Genomic DNA, 22869 nt, shown 5'->3' with positions numbered 1-22869 from the left:
GGTATGAGTCAGCCGATGGAGGACCGAGTGGCCCAGGCGATGGCCCACCTCAAGGCGGCGGAGGAGGCCGCGGCCTCGGCGCGGGCCGAGCTGGACGCGGCGTCGGTCACCGCGCGGTCGACGGACCGGTCGGTCCGGGTCTCCGTGGGGGCGAAGGGGGAACTGACCAGCCTGGAGTTCCTCGACGGCAAGTACCGGTCCATGGCCGCCGCCCAGCTCTCCGCGGCGGTGCTGGAAGCCGCGAACAAGGCGCGGGCCGAGATGGCCCGCCGGGTCGTCGACACGCTCGACCCGCTCACCAGGATGACCGCGCGCGGTGCCGCCCCGCAACGGATGGGCGTCGACTGGGAGTCCGTCTTCGGAACGCTGCTCAGCGAGACCTCCGTGACGGAGGGGCCCACGGCGATGAGCAGGCTCCGCGACGAGATCGTCGAGGACGACGAGGAACCCGCGACCCCGGCCAGGGCGGCCCGTGCCGCCTACGACGGACGGCAGGAGGGCGCCTGACCATGGCCGGCAACTACTCCGCCGACATCCAGGCGATCCTGCAGGGTTCCAGGTACCTCGCGGACGCGGTGCGCCACGGCGACGAGATGCTGCCCCGGTTCGAGACCGGCTGCGCGGCGTACGAGGGCTGGTGGGGCGATGAGGGCGGCGACGACGAGTTCGCCAACGCGGTCGGTGAGCAGGTCCGGCGCGAGCAGCAGCAGGTGGCGGACACGGTCACGTCCATCACCAGCGGTTTCCTGGCACTCGTCGACGCGGTCGCCGCCGAGGCCGACCATGTGCAGCGACCGCAGACCCAGGCGCTGGACGACATCGAGGCGCAGGGCTCCGAGAGCGAGAACAGGCGCTGAATGGCCATCATGTTCCCGCCCGGCCTGCGGGAGTTCATCGAGGTCTGGGTGGGCGCGAACGTCGCCACCGGCAACGAGGACCGGGGCTTCGACAGCCGCAACCCCTACAAGCGGCTGGCGGACGACGTCAGGGACCTGTCCGACGCGATGAAGGGAGCGATCTCCACCGCCGGGAACTCGCTCCCGCCGCGGATCGCCGACGAGTTCGTCGCCGCGATGAGGCTCTTCGTCGACGACAACGGCCAGAACCACCTGCAGAAGTTCTCCGACGAACTGCGGGACATCGGCGCCCGGCAGGTGGACCGCTCCATCAAGCTGTCCGAGGCGAAGTACCAGATCCTCCTCGAGTTCATCCTGATGAACATCGAGCTGGCCCTCATCGCCGCGCTGGCCGTCTTCACGGGCGGTACGTCGCTCACCGAGATCGTTATCCAGAAGGCGCGCACCGCGCTCACCATCCTGCTGCTCCTCCAGCGGCTGGGACGCGCCGTCCCCACGCCGTTGTCGGCGCTGCTGGAGGCGATCCAGGAGGCGTTCGTCTCGTTCGCCGCGCAGCTGATCTCCATGACCGCGCCGGACGACCCCGAGCGCCGGCGCGACAGGTTCGACTGGAAGGACATCGGCCAGTCGGCGGTCGCCGGTGCCTTCGCGGGACTCTTCGGAGGCGTGTTCTCGCAGTTCAGCGACCCGATCGTGAGGAACATCGTCAAGAACGACCGTACGTGGAAGGAACTCTCCGACCTTCCGCTCGGTTTCATCAACGAGGGGCAGGCGGAAACCTTCGCCGAGGCCTTCACCGGCCTGATCTTCCTGGGCACGTTCACGCTCAATCCCAGCACGTTCGTGAGCGCCGGACTCAGCGGCCTCCTCTTCGAAGCGGCCTCGACCGCCGCGGAGTACGGCGGGAAGTGGCTCAACGACGCGTTCTTCCGGGGCCTCTTCGGCCGGGACGGCGTCAACGGCGTGCCGGGCGGCGGAGACCCGGACGGTGACAGGAGCGGACGCACCGACCGGTACGGGTCCGGGAACCGGTACGCGAACCCGTACGACGACGGCAGCCCGTACCGGGACACCTACGGCGACGCGTACAGCGACACGTACAGCGACACGTACGTGGACCGAGGCGGCGCGTACGCGGACCTCGGCACGCACGCGGACCGCGACACGTACGGGAACCCTCTCGACGGCACGTACGGCAACGGCCCCGTCCTCTCCGCCGGCGACACGGGCGACACCGCGCCGTTCCTCGGCGAGAGCACCGGCTCCGGCGACGTCTCGCCTGTCTCCGCCGTCCCGCCCCTCCCGGTCCACGGCGCGGCCCTCGGCGCCGGCACCCCCACCGGCGCGTACGGGCGCCCGGGGACGGCGGACGGGGTCCAGCCGTCGTACCCCGCCCCCGTGCCGAACGGGTACGAGACCCCCTACCGGGACTCCTCCGCGGACACCCCGGACACCGCCACCGTCCTGTCCGCCCTCAACCCGCCGGCCACCGCGCCCCCGGGCCAGGCCGCACCACACGCCGGCTCGCAGCCACGGCCGCAGACCACCTCCTCCGACGACCCGACGGACACCGCCGGGCCGCCCGCCCCGGGTACGGCCACCACCCCGGACGACCTCCGCACTCCCTCGCCCGAGGTGCCCGCGCAGCCCCGCCCGGCCTCCGTGGTGCCGGGCGACGAGACCCGGGCGACGCCCGACGTCCCGCAGCCCCACCGGCCGGTCCGCACCGAGTCCGAGGACCTGCCGGCCACCACCGGCGTCCCACGGGGGACGGCGGAGCAGCCGGCCCCGGCCGTCCCCCGCGGGACGCCGGCCACCCACCCCGTCGCCTTCGACGAGACGCCGCTCAGTTCCCGGGCGCCGGCCGGCACCCCGACCGGCGACCCGTCGGAGCCCGGTTCCCCCGACTCGGTCGACATGATCATGGACTGGGAGGAAGACCAGGATGCGCCCGAGCCCGGGTCCGAGTTCGAGCCCGAGTTCGAGCCCGGGTCCGAGTTCCAGCCCGAGTCCGGGTCCGGGACCGGGTCCGGGGCCGGGTCCGAGTTCCAGCGCGTGCCCGAGTCCGAATCCGGTTCCGGGGCCAAGGCCCAGCCCGGGTCCGAGTTCCAGCCCGAGCCCGAGCCCGAGCCCGAGTTCGAGCCCGGGCCCGAGTTCCAGTCCGAGTCCGAGTCCGATTCCGAGTCGCGCCTCGGGACGTCCCCGGAGCCGGACCCGGCCACCGAGGCGCTGTACGACCGGCTGCTGACGGACGTGTTCGGCCCCGGCATCGCGACGCATCACCTCCAGCCCGCCCTCCGTGACACCCTCGCCCAGCTCGACCAGCTCCGGCAGGTCGTTCCCGCGCTCCGCGACGGCCCGCTCGACCTGGATGCCGTGACCCGCCGGGTGCTGCTCCTGGACACCGCCCAACCGGTGACCGACGCGCAGCGCAGCGAGCTGTTCCGGGTGGCGATGGACCCGGCGGTGGAATCCGCAAGCAGCCTCGCCGCCCTGTCCGCCTTCCACCTCGAACTCCGCGGCGCACTGTCCCTCACCCAGGCGCTGACCGACGACGACGGCGGCGTGCTGGGCCGCAACTGGACGAACACCACGCCCCCCGGCCTCGACCTCGCCGAGGTGGGGAAGGTGGCCCGGCAGCCCGACGGCGCCCTGGTCCGCGGTGACCTGGAGCCCGCGCCCTGGCACCGGCCCGGCGGACCGGAGCCCTACGTGGTGATGGCGCAGGGCGACCACGAACGGATCGTGGTACGCGGCTACGACGGCGCTCCGCGTCAGGTCCCCCTCGACGTCTTCGCCGAACTGCTGGCCCGTGACCCCCGGCTCGCCGCACTGCCCCCGGACACCCCCGTGGTGCTGCTCGTCCCCGACGCCGGCGCGCGCGGGCTCGATCTCCCGCGCCAGGCGGCGGACCGGGTCGGCAGGGACGTCTGGTCGGCCAACGGCACCGTGAAGATCTCCCCGCAACGCGACCCGTCGCAGCCGTACGTCGTCTCCCTGCTGTACGGGGAGGGGCTGCCCCGCGCCGACTGGATCCGCAGCACCCCCGGCCAGGTGCCCGACCCGGCGGAGCTGCGGAACGCCCCGGCCTGGGAGCGCGAGGTGCGGTCGCACAGCATCGTCGGCGAGGGGGGCACCACCATCGGCCGAGGCGTGTTCGAGGACTCCGAGGCACCGCGCCGGATCGCGGCGCTGCGGCTCGCGACGGAGTCGTCGGAGTTGTGGCACTACGACCCGGCCACCGGGGAGTCGGTCAAGGACGACCAGCCCGTCCCGTTCGCCGGCAAGCCCGTGTACGTCTTCGGCGCCCACGCCCGGCCCGGCACGACCCGGGTGCCGACCACGACGGACCCCAGGCACCACACCCGGCGGCGGGAGACCGGCGGGATGCTCAAGCGGCGTCCGAGCCTGGCACAGCTCCCCCAGGACCACGCCGTGCTGATGGAGGCGTGCTCCAGCGCCGAACCGCCGGGCGTGGTCCGCACCCGCAGGGGCATCGACGACACGTTCGTCCCCGACCCGCTGGCGGTGGTCGGCGAGAGCCAGCACGTCGCCAACGAGACCGGGCGCACGACCTACGGCGGCACCCGCATGGTCAGTTTCGCGACGCTGCCGGACGGCACGTTCGTCCACCGCCTCTACACGGACTCCCGGGGACGGCGCGGCAGGTGGGTGGAGCACCGGCCGGAGCCCGCCGGTGCTCTGCTCGACGACCGCGCCCGCGCGGCGGGCCTGCACCCGGACCCCGCGCTGCCGGTCACGGACGCCACCCGCGAACGGGCCCTGCGCCTGGTCCGCGCGCTGCGGCTGGCCTTCGGCGCGGCGATCGAGGACGACAGCCGGTACGGCGACCTCCTCGCCGGGATCGGCGCGCTGGACACCATGCGGGCGGCCGACCCGGTCCTGCGCGAGCTCGGCCCGTTCTCCATGGACCTGTTCGAACGCGCGGCCCACGCGGGCCGGCCGGGCGACCGGGGCCCCGACGCCTACCGCGACCTGCTCGTCCGGGCCGCCGACACCGTGCGCGGGCGGCCGGACACCGTACTCTCCGACTTCGTCGCCCTGCCCCACGTCACCGCCGCCGCACGGCGTCTCGGCGGTCTCCCGGACCAGGACCTGGACACCGAGGCCGCCCGCGTCCTGCGGCTCCCCGACGGCCCGGCGGCCGTCGGGGACGCCGAGCGGGCCCGGCTGTTCTGGGCGACGGTGAAGGCCCTGGAGTGGGAGAGCCGGACCCCCGACCCGGACGCCCTCACCGGCAGGATCCTGCACCTGGACCGGCCCGACCCGGCCCGGCGGCCCGAACTGCTCGACCTGGTCGCCCAGGCGGCGGCCGTCGGCGTCGACGTGGACAACCCGACCGAGCTGGGCGCGTTCCACCTGGAGACCCTGGGCGCCCTCGCGCCGCAGACCCGGCTGCTCGACCCGGGCGGCGTGCCGACCGGACGGCGCTGGTCCCCGTCCCCGCCGGACGCGGCCACGACCACGCTCACCGACCGTGTCGTCGTCGCCGCCCCGCAGCAGGGCGGCGGCTACCGGGCCGTGGGCCAGGAACGCCCGCCATGGAGCGCCCCAGGCAGGTCACCGGCCTACCTGGTGTGGGCGGGCGGCGGCCGGGACCACCTCCTCATGACCCTGCCCGGCGGCTTCCGCGCCCGGGTCCCCTACGACGAGGTCGCCGAGCTGCTGGCCCGCGACCCGGTGCTCAACACCCGCCCGCAGGACACCACGGACGTCGTCCTGGCCGTCCCGAAGGCGGCCCCGGCGGCAGCCACCGGACCGGTCGGCGGTGGCACCCCGGACACCGATCCGCGGGCCGTCGTCAGCGCCGGGACCGGCCGTACCGTATGGGCCTCGCAGGGCAGCGTGAGCCTGGCCCCGACCGGGCCGTCACGGCCGTACGTCCCCTCCCTCCTGCCCAGCGCGCCGGGGCGTCCCGCGGCGGCCGACTGGGCCGCCGTCCGGCCCGGCGACCTGACCGCGCCCGGCACCGGCGACACCGGGGTGGACGACGTCACCTTCGCGGACCGCCACGGGACCGAGGTCCCGTCCGAGCCGCCCGCCGCGCTCGCCGACCTCCTCGATCCCGGACCGGTCGGAGGGCTCGACACGCCGCTGCCGAACCTGGACGGCGTGCTGGACGGCTTCGACACCCCGTTGCCGGACCGCCGGGACGACGGCGTGGGCGGGGACCGGGCGGCGGAACCGACCCCGGAGGAGGTCCGGCACCGGGGAGTGCTGGCGGACATCTACGGCCCCGACGTCATGTCGAGCCCCCTGTACCCGGACATCCGCGAAGGGCTCGCGCGCCTCGACCGGCTCCGCCGGAACGACCCCCTGCTGGAATCCGGCCCGCTCGACCTGGACGCCGTGGCCCGCCGGGTGCTGCTCCTGGACCCCGCCGATCCGGTGAGCAACGTGCAGCGCAGCCGACTGCTGGGGCTGGCCACGGCACAGGCGGCACGGACGGCGGGCGGTCTGGCCGCCCTCGCTGCGCTCCACCTCCTGCGCCAGGGCGTGCTGTCACCCACCCACGCCATGACCACCGGCCTCGACGGGCGCCCTCGCGGCCGCGACTGGACGCGGGGCAAGGGCGCGCTCGACGACCTGGACCTCACCCGTACGGGAAGGACCGGCCCCCGGGCCGACGGCACCCTGTCACGCGACGAGGTGGGGACCGCGCCCTGGCACCGGCCCGGCGGCCCGGAACCGTACGTCGTGCGGGCGGACGGCGACCGCGACCATGTCGTCGTACGCGGCCACGACGGTGCCCCGCGCGAGGTGCCCCTCGACGTGTTCGCCGAACTGATGGCCCTCGACACCGAGTTGAGCGGACTCCCGGCGGACGTGCCGGTGCTGCTGCTCGTCTCCGACGCCGGCGGAGGAGGCCTGGAGCTGCCGCGGCGGGCGGCGGACCGGACCGGCAGGGACGTCTGGGCGGCCGACGGGGACGTGGACATCGCCGAAGGCCCGGACGACAACGCCTCCCACCCGTACGTCGTGCCCCTGCGGAGCGGCCGGGGCAGTGACCGCACCGACTGGATCCGCAGCTCCCCCGGCCTGCTGCCAGACCCCGCGGAGTCCGCCCGCGCCCCCTTCTGGGAACAGGACCTGCGGTCCCACACCATCGTCACCGACCGGGGGCCGATCGGCAGGGCCGTGTTCGAGGACGGCGAACGCGTGCGACTGCTGCCGGGGATCCGGCACTCGGCGACGGCGACCGAGCTCTACCACGTCGACCGGCAGGACGGGACCTGGACCAAGGACGACCGGCCCGTCCCGTTCGCCGGCAAGCCGGTGTACGTCTTCGCCGCGCACGGCCGGCCCGGCGAGACGGCGCTGCCGACCCGGGCGAACCCCCGCCACCGAAAAGGGGAGCGGGCGGCGGGCGGCGTGCTCAGGCGCCGTCCGAGCCTGGCGCGGCTCCCCAAGGACCACGCCATCGTGATGCAGGAGTGTTTCGCCGCGACACCGCCGGGCGTCACCCGCACGCGCAGACTGGTCACGGACGTCTTCGTCCCCGACCCGCTGGCCGTCGTCAGCCAGAGCCAGCAAGCGGCCGACGAGACCGGCCGGACCGTCTACGGCCCGACCCAGGAGGTCGGCTTCAAGTACGGGAAGGACGGCCGGGTCTCCCACTACATCCTCACGGACTCACGGGGCCGGCAGGGCCAGTGGGTGGAGCACCGGCCGGAACCCGGCGACGCCGCGCTCGACGACCGCGCCCGCGCGGCGGGCCTGCACACCGACCCGGTGGGACCGGCTTCGGAGGAGGTCCGCGAGCGGACGCTGCGGCTGGTGCGCGCGCTGCGGCTGACGTTCGGGGCGGCGATCGAGGACGACGGCCGCTACGGCGAACTCCTCGCGGGGATCGGCGCGCTGGAGTCCCTGCGCGCCGCCGGCCCGGCGCTGCGCGACACCGTGCCCTTCTCCATGGACCTGTTCGAGCGCGCGGCCCGCGAGATCCGCGCGACGGAACACGGCGAGGTGGACGGCGAGCCGGGACCCGACGCCTACCGGGACCTGCTGGCCAGGGCCGCCGACGCCGTGCGCCGGGACCCCGGCGCCGTGCTCACCGACTTCGTGACCCTGCCGCACGTGACCACCGTGGCCGAGGGACTGGACGGCCTCACGGACGAGGAAGTGAACGACGAGGCCGCCCGGTTCCTGGGGCTGGACCCGGACCGGGTGGCCATCGGGCCGCCCGAGCGGGCCCGGTTCTTCTGGGCGACCGTGAAGACCCTGGAGTGGGAGAGCAGGACCCCCGACCCGGGCGCCCTCACCGGCAGGGTGCTGCACCTGGACCGGCCGGACCCGTCCCGGCTGTCCGACCTCCTGGACCTGGTGGCGCGCGCGGCGGCCGTCGGCGTCGACGTGGACGACCCGGTCGCGCTGGGCGCGTTCCACCTGGAGACCCTGGGCGCCCTCGCGCCGGACACCCTGCTGCTCGACGACTCGGACGCCCCGGCCGGCCGGAGCTGGACACCCGGTCCACCGGGTGCGGCGGTGGACGTCGACGCCGCCCTCGTCATGGCGGCGACACCGGACGGCGGCCACCGTCCGCTGCGCCGGGCGAAGATGCCGTGGACCACCGGCACCGCCGAGCCCGCCCCGTTCCTGGTGCGGGGCGAGGCCGGTCCTGACCACCTCACCATGGAGCTGCCCGGCGGATTCCGCGCCAAGGTTCCCTACGAGGAGATCGCCGAACTGCTCGCGGTGGACCCGGCGCTGAACGGCTTCCCGCGCACGGCCGACATCGTCCTCGCCTCCACGGCCCCCACCCCGACCCCGACGGACCCGCAGGCCACCGACCGGCGGGCCCTCGTCGGCGCCGGGACCGGCCGCGGTGTGTGGACCTCGCCGGGGCCCGTGGGCCTGCTCGCGCAGAGCGCCCCGTCGCTGCCGCACGTCCTCTCCCTGCTGCCCATGGCGGACGGCCGGCGCCAGCAGGCCGACGACTGGTCGGCCGTCCGGCCGGCCGCCGCGTCCCCGGCGGACGCCCGCCTGTCGCCCACCACGGTCACGACCGGGGGCGAAACCGGCGCTCCTCCCGGCCCGCCTCCGCCCCCGGAGCCGGACCCGACGACGGCCCTCGTCACGCCGACCACCGAGCCGGACCCGCCGTCTCCTGACGCCCCGCGCCTCGACCCCGCCATGGCGCCCCCACCGAGGCGTCGCGCCCCGGCCCGGTTCCAGGACGGCCGGCGGATGCCCGCGTACGTCGACGACCTCCCGTCGCTGCTGCCGCCCGGCCTGACCACCGCAGAGATCGAACAACTCCTCGCCAATCCAGGCACGTTCGGTCAGAGCACGGTCGTCCTGCGCGGCCCCGAACAGGCCCTGGACGCCATCGACCGCGAACTGGGGCGCAGGCCGGACGCCCGGCCCGCGGACGACACGAAGCTGCTGGACGACATCCGGCAGACGCTCCGGGACAAGCCGAAGACGCTGGCGGACGGCGAGGGGCGCCCCTTCCCGTACGTCAACGCGGACGGAAGGGCGCGCGTCCTGTGGGTCAGAGCGCGTCACTACGGCAACTGGGCCCCGTTCGACGACGGCATCGGCGACTCGACGAAGATCGACAGCATGCACCGGGCGGCCGCGACCTTCGGGCTGACCAAGAACATGCAGGCCAACTCCCAGTACGGCCTCGGTGGACCGATCGGCCCGGCGGGCACCGCGGCGTTCGGCGGCTTCGGCCGTCTCGCCCTGCGGTTCGGCTTCATCAACAAGGTCGGCTACACCCTGACCGACCAGCGCATGAACCAGATGGAGACCCGGACGCTGGACAAGTCGCGGGCGTTCCTGGACGACATCCACTACGAGATCCGCGTCACCGACCCTGCCGGACGGGTCGTCACGGGCATCGACCCCGAGCCCGGCACCGCCCCCGATCCCAGGACCGACCGGGCCGTGCCCGCCCGGTTCTCCTTCGGCGTCCGAAAGGGCCTCCTGGTCCGCCTGCCCGACAGCGTGACGAAGATCCCGAAGCCGGGCCGGATCCCCCGCTCCATCGACCTGGACCGCAACTCCCAGTACCGCTTCGTCCGTATCGAGGGGTTCGGCCCCGTCGCGGCGATCCGCGACTGGGCGGCCCGGCAGATCGGAGCCCTCCCCGGCAGCTCCGCCTACACCGAGCTGGACATCTTCTTCTCCGGCGACAGCTTCCAGCGGCACGGCGGCACGATGGCGCGCGGCCGCATCACCACCCCGCCGCTGTTCGCCGACGACAAGAAGAAGTCACCGCTGGGCGTCTTCGTCGTGGAGGAGCTGATCCCGCGGACGGCGATCCTCGTCGGCGAGACCGACCAGGCCGAGATGCGGGACATCAACACCTCGACGGTCCGCAGTGAGCGGAGCCGGGCCAACGGCAGGAACCTGCTGCTGCAGGCCGTCGCCGGACCCGCCTTCAACTTCTTCGACCCCGGCACGGCCCCCTTCGACCTGCGGCTCCAGTTCGGGCCGACCGCCCAGTACTCGTACGCGAAGACCTGGTCGGTCGGACTCGGCGCGGCCGGCACCCTCAAGTCGGCCGGACAGGTGAAGGGCCCCAAGACCGCCCTCTACCTGGTCGTGAAGTCGGTGCGGGTGCGGCGGGCCGGTGACAACGCGCCGCCGACGCGCTTCCTCACCTGGAGCCTGGACCGGATGACCAGCTCCGAGGCACGGCGGCTGGCCGGATGGGACGACGGGACCACACTCGCCCTGCGCAACGGCGCCGCACCGCCGTTCGTCCCCGCCTATCTGACCGTGGACCGCCCGCGCACCCTGGGCATGCACCGGGTGAAGGAGTTCACCTTCGACGACGGCCGGCGCACCCGGGTCACCCCGGACGCGGCGGACGGCGTCGGCCGCACCCTGCTGGACCAGTTCGCGGACGGCGTGGTCGACGCCGTCTCGAATCTGAACCAGGACCTGGTGGTGCCCCTCGACCAGCTGCTGCCGCCGAACCTGCCGAAGGGCTGGCGCACCCGCTTCAACGACCTGCTGGGGCGCAAGCCCGACCAGGTGCTCCAGGCGGCCCAGAGCCTGCCCATGCCGTCCCGGTGGACCGATCCCGTCAAGTACCGGATCGCGCTCCAGAACACCCTGCAGATCCTCGGTGTGCTGTCCCAGCAGAGCGTCACCGCGAACCTGGAGGCGCTCACCACGGTCGGCCTGCCGGTCAGGCTCACGGACCCCGACTCCGTCGGGACGACCTACTACACCCTCCGCGTGCACGGGTCCCTGACCGGGCGCCGCTACGAGGGCAAGGACGTCGACGAGGGCATGCGCTTCAGCGCCCAGGGCATCGACCGGCTCGACGGCCAGGCGGGCGCGAAACGAGGCCTGGAGCTGGGCTTCGAGGGCACGTTCTCGGGCCGTGACAACAATGTCGACGAGCTGGCGGGCCTGCGCCGGAACACGCTCGGGCTGACCCTGGGCGCACGCGGGGGCTGGCAGTGGGAGACGGAGACCACCTTCGGCTCGACGGTCACCAACGAACCGATGTCGGTGACCAACCAGCCCACCCACCTGTACCGCTACGACCTCGCCCTCATCGCGAGCCTGAGCGGCTACTGGCGGCCCCGCGGCCTGATCCGCGGTCTCGGCCTCGGGCTGCCGGGGCTGCTGGTGCTGGACGAGCCGGTCAACGTGCTCTTCGGCCGGACGCCGCGGGGCCACCTGCGGGGCGGCGGCCCGATGACCGGGCAGGTGCTCATCGGTGTCCCCGTACAGCACACGCCCGAGGCGGACCCGTACGCGGACGGGGCGCTCAACCCGTACCTGTCCGACGAGCCCGCACCGACGTCCATGACCACCGAGCGGGCCCTCGCACTGGCGAGTGGCGACCTCGTCCTGCCCGCAGGCCCCGGCCCGCAGCAGCCCGCCGGACGGCTCGCCGACCGCGGGACACCGCAGTTCAAGGAGTTCCGGCAGCACCCGTTCGTCATCGTGAACGTGGTGCTGTCGCCCACGCTGACCGAGGAGGTGGACCGGGTCCTGCGGACGGCGTCGGGCAGCGCCTGGCAGATGGTGAAGGAGGGCGCCCCCACCCGGGACGCCATCGTCCGCACCTTCACCCCCCAGTACCTGACGTCGAGCTTCGACCAGAGTTCGGGGCCGCTGGGCCTGGTGGGCAGCGGCCTGCTGGGCAAGGGGCCGTACGGTGAGCTGTGGGGAACCTTCCGGTACACCACGACGGTCGGGAACCTGCGCGCCCTCACCCCGCCGATGTCCATGGACACCGAGATGACGCTCGGCGGCACCCGCCAGGCGGCCGGCAAGACCAGCAACAGCACCAGCTTCGTCTTCGGCGGCCAGCTGATCTACTCCGTCGCCCAGAATCCGGGACACGGACTCATGGGCGCGTACGGAATCGTCGCCAACCCCGTCTCGAGGAGCGGCACGCACAGTCTCAGCGTCGTCCGCACCGTCGTCGCGGACATGAACCGCAAGGGCTTCACCCACCAGGTGCTCGTGGCCGGCGATGTGCAGCACTGGTTCGCGCTGTTCTCCAGCCGGCTGGGCACCGGCCGCACCGGAACGGCCGCGGCGGGCAGCGCCCTCGTGCCGCGTTCCCTCGCCGGGGCCGCGGGGACCGCACTGACCAGCCCGGGCGGTCTGCTGGGGCATCTGCCGGAGAAGAGCGCCCACCGGATGCGGCTGATCGACGACGGGCTGGGCGACATCCCCCGTTACACGACTCAGGTCTGGACACCGCAGCCCTGGATGCGCGGCGCCGCCTTCGGCACGTACGCGGTGAACGCGCTGGACCCCACGGACGTGCTGCTCGCGTTCGACAAGCGGATCGGGAAGCTGGGGCTCGACGACGAGAGCCGGGAGCGGATCCGGCAGCTGGTGACGGGCCGTGCCACCCGGGCGCTCAAGGGGGAGATGACGACCACCGGTCCGTCGACCCTGGTCAAGGCCGGCGGCTGGGGCTGGGACAGCGTCCGGATCGGCAGCCGGCGGGTGCGGGCACGCGTCGAACTGATCCCCGGGACGCCCGTGTTCGACGGACTCGACCACAGCGCCGAACTGGAGGAGAACCGGCGGGCGATCGAGACCGCCCAGCAGAACTCCGAGTTCTCGGCCGGCGCGGACCTGGGCTTCCTGACCAGCCAGATGGTGTACACCGGCAACCCCCAGGTCCCGGCCGCCGGACCCACGTACACCGAGGGCGGCTCCAACCGGAAGACGGTCGCGTCGAGTCACACGGTCACCACCGTCACCATCTACCGGGCGGCGTCCACCGAACCGCACGCGGAGGTCGTCACCCCGTACCGGATGCGCATCACCCTGGAGGCCGACGACACCCCCAACACCGGCGCGCCGGCCGACCCGGACCTGGAAGAGGCGGAGTCCACGGCCCTCGACCGCTTCCGGGGCCGGCTGACCATCGTCGAGGAGGACGACGTCGGCGAGCTGCGCGAGCACGTGCCGCTCAGCCTGATGGAGCCGGCGCCGTCACCGACGGGGGCGGACGGGACCGGTACCTCCGGGGCCGGCCGGCTGCTGCCCGCGCCCGACCCGGCGGCCGACCCCGCCCTGGCCGGTCCGCCCCGCCCGGTGCCGCTCTCCGGGGTGGAGGGGAAACTGACGGTCCGGGACGGGGACGGCGTCACGCGACCGTTCGCCTTCCCCGAGAACGGCATGCACCCGCGCGGGATCATCGGTATCGAGAACATCCGCATGGCCGGCGACCTCCTCCTCACCAAGGCCTACGACGTCGGCTTCTCCCTCCGGGCACTGGAGGCCGAGGACGGTCCCGACGACGACGCCCTCACCGATCTCCTGCGCCGGACCAGGGAGACCGGGCTGACCCGCCTCGGCACCGGCTCGGCGCAGGCGCTGGAGGACGGCACCAGCTCCACGGCGGTCACGGCGTTCTTCCCGCGCACCACCGAACCGGACGGCTACCAGGTGGCGGGGCTGACCGAGAAGTCCCTCGTGGGCACCGACACCGGACGGCTGACGCTGCGCTCGGCGCCCGACTTCAGCCGCGCGCTGCTGCTGACGGTCGCCGACGGCAAGAAGCTGGAGGTGCTCAGGCGGTACGGGGACAACGCCGGCACGTCGTCGTCCGTCGAGCACAGCCAGTCCTCGAGCTTCGGCGGCGGCTTCCTGTACGACTCGCCCAACAACGCGGGCCTCAACCAGATCGGCGTCTTCGGCCCCGGCCCCAACGACCTCGACGGTGACATCATGCCGGTCGGGGACGACCACCTGACCTCCCGCAACCTCAAGCCCAAGACGGGCCGGTCCTTCCTGTTCGCCGTCCCGGCCACCTGGATCGGCGTCGGCGACGTGCACCGAGGCATCCTGGACTCCAGGCTCGCGAACCGGATCCGGGGCGGGACCTTCGCCAAGGCCCGGTCGGGTCCGCAGGCGATGGAGTCCGAGGCGTACGTCGTCACCTGGATCCGGGAGGACGTCGCCCGCGACCTGCGGATCATCACCGACACGAACTTCCCCGAACGCGTCGCGAAGGCGTGGGACGCGGTCGAGAGCGCGAGCAAGGCGTGGGTCGACGCCGACAAGGCCTACTGGAAGAAGCGGCGTGCCTCCGGCGGCCTGCGCACCGCCCTCGACGCCGCGCAGGCCGCCCTCGACGAAGCCGCTCGGGTCGCCCGTGCCGCGGCCCGCCCGGTCGACCGGGCCCGGGCCGGCGTCGACGCCGCGGACACCGCCCTGCGGCAGGCCGAGAGCGACGCGCGCCGGGCCCACGGCCTCGCGGACGAGGCCGTGGCCGCCGCGCGGGCGGACGTCGACGCGCTCGCCGCCAACGAGGACGGCGCCGCACCCGAGCACGACGGCTGGGCGGACGTCCTGCGGGACGACCGGGAAGCCGCCCTGGCCCGCCTGGCCGAGGCGACGGCGGCGGCCGAGGCCCGGCGCAAGGCGGCCGACGCGCTGCTGGAGACGGCGCGCGCCGAGAAGGCGCGGGCCGACACGCGGCTCGACGCGGCCCTGCTGTCCGCGAGAGCGCCCGGCCGGGACGCCGACGCGGCCACCGCCCGGCGGGACGCGGCACGCGACGCCTTCGACACCCGGCGCGCCGAACTGGACGCGCTCGACGCCACCGCCGAGCGGGCCGCGGTGGAGTACCACCGGGTGCGGGCAGGGGCAGACCAGCTCACCCGCTGGCACCGGCTGGCGGCCACCGAGGAGGGCCGCGAGGAGCTGGACGGTCTCGCCGAGCCGCCCCCGGTGACCCATCGGGCCCCGCCCAAGACGCCCGCCGCCCCGCCCCCGGCCCCGCTCCGCTACACCAGGACCGGGGAGGGACCGGGCACCGTCCTCACGTCTCCCGACAACGAGACCTACACGCTCCAGGAGGTACCGAGGGACGGGGACGCCTTCTTCCACGCACTCGCCCAGGCCCTCGAACACGCCGCTCCGGGGCTGGCGGCCGCGGAGGGGATCGACCTCGCCGGCCCGCGGGTGGCGTACGATCTGCGTCGCAGAATGGCCTCCTGGCTCACCGACCAGGCCGACGAGGACCTGCTGGCCGTCGTCGTCCCCGACGACACCGACGCCTTCAGCGCGGAGGAGATCGCCGCGGCGGGCCTGGACCTGGGAACCGACACGCCCGCACGCCGTGAGTTCGACGGCCTCGGCGGTCTGATCCCGCACGCCGTCGGCCTGACGCCCGAAACACGGGCCGAACTGGCGATCGCCCAGCTCCTCCGCCGGGGCGACGCCCCGTCCGAGGCCGGCTGGAACCACGCCGCGTCGGACCTGCTCCCGCTGCTCGCCGCCCGGACCTTCGGCGTGCGCGTCACGGTGGTCAGGAGCGACGGCGGCTTCCAGGTCTTCGCCCCCGAGGACCCGGCGGGCGCCGACGGCCTCCGGGCCCTCGCCGGGACGTCCGCGCCCTCCGGTGCGCACGTGGTGCTGAGCCTCGACGACCGCCACTACGAACCGGCCATGCCGCAGCCGCGGGGTGCGCTGTCGCCGGAGGGCACGCGGCCTCCGGTACCGGAGGCGAAGGCGCCGGAGCCGGGGTCCGAGGCGTCGGGCGTCCCGCCCGCCCCGCCCCTTCCGGCACCACCGCCGGGGGACACGCTGCTTCCGGAACCGGAACCGGAACCGGAGCCGGGGCCCAAGGTGCCGGAGCCGGGGTCCGAGGCGTCGGGTGTCCTGCCCCTGTCGTCGCTGCCGCCGGGGGGCACGCTGTTCCCGGAAGCAGAGGTGAAGGCACCAGTACCGGAGGTGAAAGCCCCGGAGCCGGAGGCGAAGGCGCCGGAGACGGGGCCCAAGGTGCCGGAGCCGGGGTCCGAGGCGTCGGATGTCCCGCTCCTTCCGCCCCTGCCGCTCCTTCCGCCCCTGCCGCTCCTTTCGCCCGTTCCGCCTGTTCCGCCCGTTCCGCCCCAAGGCGACGGCGGCGGGAAGGACGCCGGGCCGCGGAGCGCCGACGGACGGCCGAGAGGCCGCCGGGTGCCGGTGCCCGGCACGGGCGAGTGTCTCCTGTACTCCTTCATGGCCGGCGACCCCGTGCACCTCCGCAGCCGTCTGGGCGGTCTGGCCGCCACCGACCGGGCCGCGTACGACTTCCTCGGCGACCCCGACGCCGTACACGCCGAACTGCACCGTCTGAGCGCGCTCCGCACCGGGACCGGCGGGCTTCCGGCCGGACCCGCACAGGCCGTGCTCCGGGCCATGCGGTCCCACGTGGAAAACTACGTGGGCCGCACCGCGGGGCGGCTGCATCCGCAGGTCGTCGGCCAGTTCCGGCAGACGGTCACCGACGCCTTCGCCGCACGCGTCCGGGAGATGGACCGGGCCGAGATGCTCGCCCTCCTCGCCCACCACGGCGTCCGGCACGTCCCCGTCCCCGAGGCCCTCGATCCCGCCGGACTGCTCAGGCGGTACGTCGACGCCCGCGTGGAGTCGTGGCCCGCCGGCCCGGGCGACTCCTCGGGGGACGCCCGGGACGCCCGGGCCGTCGTGGAGGCGGAGGCCGAGGAGCTGGGTCCGCGCGGGATGTTCGAGTACCTGGAGGAGCACGGCCTGCTGCCGGTGCCCGAGGACCTCGACGACCGCGCGCTGTCCCGTCTGCTCGCCACTGTCTACCCCCAGAGCACCGCGCCGTTGGACGACACGGAACTGCCCGTGCTCCTGGACGCCGTCGCCCACTGGGAGCGGCGCTGGTGGACCCCGGCGGGGGAGATCTTCCTGCCCCTCCTCGCACACGTGTTCGGTCTGCGGGTCGACGTGGTGCGGGCGCTTCCCTCGGGCGCCCGGCGGGTCAGCAGTGCCGGACCGGACGACGCCACCCGGCAGGCGGAGGTTTACTACGACGGCGGCAACCACTACGACGGCAGTGACGCCGGCCCCCGCGACCGGTTCGGCGGCCCGGTCCTGCCGAAGCGGATCAAGGCGGAGGAGCGGGACCAAGACGGCGACGTACGGCTGAACCCCCTGTGGGTGCCGCTGGACGAGGTCGATCCGGACCTGCTGGTCACCGGAGACCGGGACGCGGTATGGCTGTACACGGTCACCGATGACGGGCGGGTGGTGCTGGGCACGGAGGACCTGAGCGGGATCATCACGCCGGAGCAGTTCGACGCGCTGCTGGCGGGGATGCGGGAGAAGACCCCCGAACTGACGGCGGAGGAGCTGCGCACGTCGCTGGACGGCCTGGGCCACACCGGCATCGCCGCCGGTTTCACCGACGGCGGGGAGACGGCCGGCCGGACGCTGCCGGGCCGCAGCCGGGTGTCCGGCGAGTTCCGCTGGAGCGCGGCGCGGGGTTCCTGGGTGGTGAACGACAAGTCGGGGCGCTACATGAGCGAGACGGTCCGCCCGGACCTGGACGCCGCGGAAGCCGCCGAGTGGCTGACCAACGTGGCGGCCCTGTTCAGCGCCCGGCTGGGCGTCGTCGTCCGGACCGACCAGGTGAAGACCGCCGCGGCCGTACCCGCACCCCCGGCTCCGCCGGAGACCGGCCCGGGGCCGGAGGCGGTGCGGGCGATGGCACTGGGCCCCGCCACGCCGTCCGGGGAGCGGGACACGGCCGCCCCGGCGCCCCGGCCGGAAGCCGGGGCCCAGGACGCCCCGCGCGACGCCGCCGTCGACGACGCGGCCGGGAGCACGGCGGTGGTGGAGGGCGACGGAGTGCCCGCCGAGCCCGCCGCGCCGCAACTTCCCCCGGCCCGGTCCCGGATCGCCTTCGAGCACCGTCACCGGGAGGTCACCGATCCGGACCAGCGCCGCCGGCTCGCCGACCTGGCCGGGCAGGTGGTGGTGTCCGGTCTGCGGGACCTCCGGGCCGGTCTCCGTATCCCCCGGATCACGGTCACCGGTTACAGCAACGGCCCGCGCTTCGCGCTGTCCGGTGACGCCGTCGAGCACGCCGGGACGGTCGGCCGGCAACGGGCGGAGGCCGTGCGGGCCCTCCTCCTCGACGAGATCCGACGGCACCTGGAGGCGAACGAGGGGGCCGTGCGCGACGTCGCCGACGTACGCGGCGGCACGGTCCGGGCCGAGGACTTCCCGATCACCACGGAGAGCGGCGGCCGGGACCTCGGTGCCGTCGGTCCGGTCGACGGCACCAGCGGGAGGGCGGCACGGCGACAGGCGGTCATCACGGTCGACCGCTCCCCGCTGTCGGGGGCGGTCGCCCGGCTGGCGGAACTGAGTCCGGAGGACTTCGGCCGCGCGGACTACTTCACCGGCCCGGACCGGCTCGCCACGGCCCTCCTGCACCTCGACGACAACCCCGACGACGACCCCGACACGGACGAGGACTCGGACGACGGCTCGGACGGCGAGTCCACGGACGGCGACTCGGACGGCGAGTCCACGGACACCGCCCCCGCGCCGGTGCGCTTCGACGCCGACGACCTGACCAGCCGCGTACGCAGGTTGTACGAGCTGGTGGACGACGCCGTCGCGGCCGGCCGGGCGACCAGCAGGGTGTCGCTGACCGCCTACCACCTGGGCAGGCAGGGCCTGCTGTCCGACGCCACCCGGCTGACCGCACCGGACGGCACCACCCCGCTGGGCCGGAACTGGACGGGCCGGCCCGCCGGGGACATCGACGTCTCCTCGTACGACGTGGTGGACGGCGGCGGACGCACCCCCCAGCCGCCGCCGTGGGCCCGTCGGCCCGGCGCACCCCTCCCGTACGTGATCGGGACGAAGGACGGAGACCACACGAAGGTCGGGCTGACCCTGCCGGACCGCAGCAAGCGGTGGCGGCTGTCGCCGGAGGAGTTCGCCGAACTGCTCGCCCAGGACGCGCAACTGACGGGTCGTGAGGATGACGCCGAGGTGGTGCTCGTCGCACCGAACGCCGGTGCCATGGGACTGGACCTGCCGCGCAGGGCCGCGGCCCGGTCCGGAAGGACGCTGTGGGCGCACAGCGGCGAGGTCGCCCTGAAGCCGCCCCCCGGTACCGGCCGGCACCGCATCGAGGTGACCGACGACCGCGCCTTCGACGACGAGACGGGCGAGTCGATGGGCGAGCCGGTGGGCGAGTGGATCGCCAGTGAACCCGGCGACCTGGGACCGGACGAGGGACGGCCCGGAACCGACGAGGGCGTCCTGCGCACCGTCGACGGCAGAACCCTCCGCGACACGGAGGTCATGTCGGTCACCCTCACCGACGAGGGCCGGCCCGTCGGCCGCGCGGTGGTCGACGGCTCGGACCTGCTCCGGCGCGAGCCGTTGCTTGGGCAACTGACCCGGTCGACGCAGTGGTCCGTCTACGACCCGGTCACCGGTGAGCCGGTCGGGAGTCCCCGGCCGGTGCCGTGGAAGGGCCGGCAGCCCTACTTCTTCCTGGTCCACGGCCTGCCGGGGCAGACCCTCATGGTCGAGCGGATGTTCCAGAACAGTGTCCCGGTCCGGGGCACGGAAACCGGCGGCTACCTCCGGCGGCGCCGCAGCGTGACGCGGCTGGACCAGGACACGCCTCTCGTGTTCCTGTCCTGCTGGGGGAGCGGCCCGGAAGGCCACACCGCCACCGCCTTGAAGCGGAGCCGCCCGTTCGATCCCGACCCGCTCGCCGTCACGTCGGCGGCCCAGGACGTCTCCAACGCGACACGACGCGACGTCTACGCCCCGAACAGGGAGCACTGGAGCCGCTACGCGCACGGGAAGCTCTACGACCACGGCATCCCCACCACGCCGGCGAACGACCCGGTGGACTGGGTGAAGCTGCGTCCCGAACCTGCCCCGGAGGAACTCGACGCCCTGGCCGCGCGGGCCGGTCTCGGGACGCCCCCGGACCTTCCCCCGGACACGGCCCGGGACACGGCGCTGCGACTGGTGCGCGCCCTCCGGGCGACGTTCGGTGCCGACGTGGAGAGCGACGCCGACGACCCGGCCGGCAGGTACCGCCGGCTGCTGCGCGGCATCGGCGCCCTGGAGGTCATGCGCCGCGGGGACGAGAGCCTGCGGGAGTACGGGGAGCTGACGCTCGGCCTGCTCGACCGGGTCACCCGCGCGCACCACGGCCTGACGGCCGACCCCGGCGCCCGGCCCGCGCCACCGGACCCCGAGGCCGTACGGACGATGCTCGAAGCGGCGTCGGCGCGGCTGGCCACCGACCCCCGCGCCGCGCTGTCCGACTTCACCCCCCTGCCCTCCGTGGACCGGGCCCGCGAGGTGATCGGACAGCACGGTCCGGACCGGTGGGCCCGCCTGGTGCTGGGGCTGCGCGCCTCGGAGCCCGTCACCGCCGTCCACCGGCAGAACGCGCTGTGGGCCACGGTCCAGGCCGTGGAGAGCGTGGAGCACCATCCCGACCCCGACGCCCTGACGAGGAAGGTGCTCCACCTGGGCACCGGCGGGCATCCGCCGGACGAGACCCTGCGGGCGGACCTCCTGCGGACGGCGGCCGAGGCGGCGGCTCTGGGCCGCGACGCCCACGATCCCACCGTGCTCGCGGCGTACGACCTCGAACGCAACGGCGCGCTGGACGACCGCACCCTCCTCACGTCCGTGCACGGGACGCGGACCGGCCGCGGCTGGTCGGGAAGGCCCGCCCCGAGCCCCTTGTGGGCGGACCGCTACGTCATCTCCCCCGACGGCGGACTGAACGGCAACCGCGGGGCCATGGCCCCCTGGCACCGGAAGGGCGCGGGGAGGAGCACCCATCCCGGCGGCTATCTGCTGGACCTGAGCGGCACCACCCCGGGGCGGGTCGACATGCCCTGGCCGGACGGCACCACCCGGGCGGTGCCCTACGACGAGATCGCCGTACTGCTCTCCCACGATCCCGTCCTGGCCGGGCTGGACCGGGACGTCGCGGTCGTCCCCGTCGGGGCGGGGACGGGAGACGCCGGCCTGGCCGAGGCGATCGCCGCCCGGACGGGGGCCGCCCGGACGGTGTGGCTGCCGGCGCGGCCCCTGAGGCTCCTCGACCGGCGGCCGGCGGTGGCCGAGAGTCTCCTCGTACTGACCTCGCCCCAGGACGACACGGGAGCGCACTGGTCACGGACCGTTCCGCCCGCGCTTGCGGCCCAGCCCTCCGGCCCCGCCCCCGACGTCCTCACGGCCGGCGACGGCCCCCTGCCCGAGGGGCCGTCGTCCGAGGGGCTCCCGTCCGAGGGGCCGTCGTCCGAGGGGCTCCCGTCCGAGGCGCCGTCGTCCGAGGGGCTCCCGTCCGAGGCGCCGTCGTCCGAAGGGCTCCCGTCCGAGGCGCCGTCGCCCGAGGGGCTCCCGTCTGAGGCGCTCCCGTCTGGGGGGCCGTCGTCCGAGGCGCTGCCGCCCCAGGCGCCGCCGTCCGACGGGCTCCCGTCCGAGGTGCCCCCGTCTCAGGCGCCGCCGTCCGAGGAAGCCCGACGCCGGTGGATCGCCGGGCAGGTGCGGGCGGAGGATCTGCCCGGCAGCCCGCCGGGGCTCTCCGGCACCGAGACCGTCACCCTGGCCGCACTGAGGGACGCGGGTGTCGGGATCACGCCCGGAATGGACGTCGAGGCACAACTCGGCGGAGGCGTGCGGGGCAGCGGACTGGCACCGCTCGACCAGGTGCGGTTGCTGTTGGCCCGCCCCGGCCTCTGGCCGGACGCCCTCGACACCGTCGCGTCCGCGGTGTCCCGCCGGACCTGGCACGCGGCGTTCACGCGGTTCGAGAGCGCGGCCCCGGACACGCGTACCGCCCGGACCTGGTACACCGCCCTCGGGCTGCTCCTGCCCGGCGAACCGGAGTCCGCGCTCGCCGACTGGCGCTACGCCGGGCCGGAGTACCGCGACGCCGTGCGCCGGCTCGCCCTCCTCCTCGCGGCAAAGACGACGGACCCCCGGACGGTCGCGCGCCTCGCCGCCCGGCTCCGGGAGGACCTCGGCCTGCCGCCCCTCGGGGCCACCGGCCCGAGCAACGGATGGACGAAGCAGGCGGACGACTGGGAGGCCGAACGGCAGTGAACAGGGTGAACGAGCGCAACCCGGCGGCGATGCCCACGCCGCCCGAGGACATCGTCGCGGCCGCACGGCTCGCGCCGGACCACTGGATCAGCATGGTCGACCCCGGCTGGGACGGCGAGGGCGTGCCGCCCGACCGCGTCGTGGTCGGCCGCTGGCGCACCGGAGCGAGTGGCGAGATCGAGGAGTGGGAGGACAACGAGGCGTACCGCCCCTCCCCGGAGGCGCAGGGCTGGCCCGAGCCCACGGACGACGTCGACGCGGCCCTCCAGCTCGCCGTCACCGGTTACGGACCGGTCGAGGACGCGCTGCGCGCCCTGGCCACCGCCGAGGTGGCGGTGCTCACCCTGCCGGACGGTACGCCGGTGACCGCCGCGGTGCGGGACGGCAGGCGCGTGGTCCCGGTCTTCACCGCCCCGCCCCACCTCGACGGCGTCGGCGGCCTCGCCTTCACTCACGTCACCGTCCCGTCCCTCCTGGACCGCCTGCCGCCCGGCCACGCGTTCTACGTCAACCCGGCCGGCCCCGCGGGCACCGTGCTGGAGCCCGGGCAGCTCCGGGCGCACCTTTCCTAGCCGGGGGCGCGGAGGCGTCGCCCCGGCCGAAGGCGTCGCCCCGGCCGAAGGCGTCGCCCCGGCCGAAGGCGGAGCCTTCC

The 22869-nt window shown here is 74.7% G+C and carries 4 protein-coding genes; all 4 read left to right on the top strand.

The features are described 5' to 3' along the window. Positions 1 to 3: 3 nt before the first annotated feature. From ACVV2G_RS09820 to ACVV2G_RS09805, 4 genes are read left to right on the top strand one after another with little or no spacing between them, the layout of a single operon-like run. Positions 4 to 507, top strand: a complete 504-nt coding sequence (locus ACVV2G_RS09820; protein ID WP_453842231.1) for a YbaB/EbfC family nucleoid-associated protein — start codon at positions 4 to 6, stop codon at positions 505 to 507. A gap of 2 nt (positions 508 to 509) precedes the next feature. Continuing rightward, positions 510 to 857, top strand: coding sequence for a GCIP family protein (locus ACVV2G_RS09815; RefSeq protein WP_453842230.1), 348 nt, complete (start codon positions 510 to 512; stop codon positions 855 to 857). Further along, the gene (locus ACVV2G_RS09810) at positions 858 to 22217 is read left to right on the top strand and encodes a lonely Cys domain-containing protein (RefSeq protein WP_453842229.1); all 21360 of its coding nucleotides are present in this window, start codon (positions 858 to 860) and stop codon (positions 22215 to 22217) included. It begins immediately after the preceding gene. Beyond that, positions 22214 to 22789, top strand: a complete 576-nt coding sequence (locus ACVV2G_RS09805; RefSeq protein ID WP_453842228.1) for a type VII secretion system-associated protein — start codon at positions 22214 to 22216, stop codon at positions 22787 to 22789. Before ACVV2G_RS09810 ends, ACVV2G_RS09805 begins: the two co-directional genes overlap by 4 nt. Positions 22790 to 22869 lie beyond the last annotated feature (80 nt).

This window comes from Streptomyces sp. JK94 (genome assembly GCF_053613315.1).
This window is presented reverse-complemented; position numbering and strand designations above follow the sequence as displayed.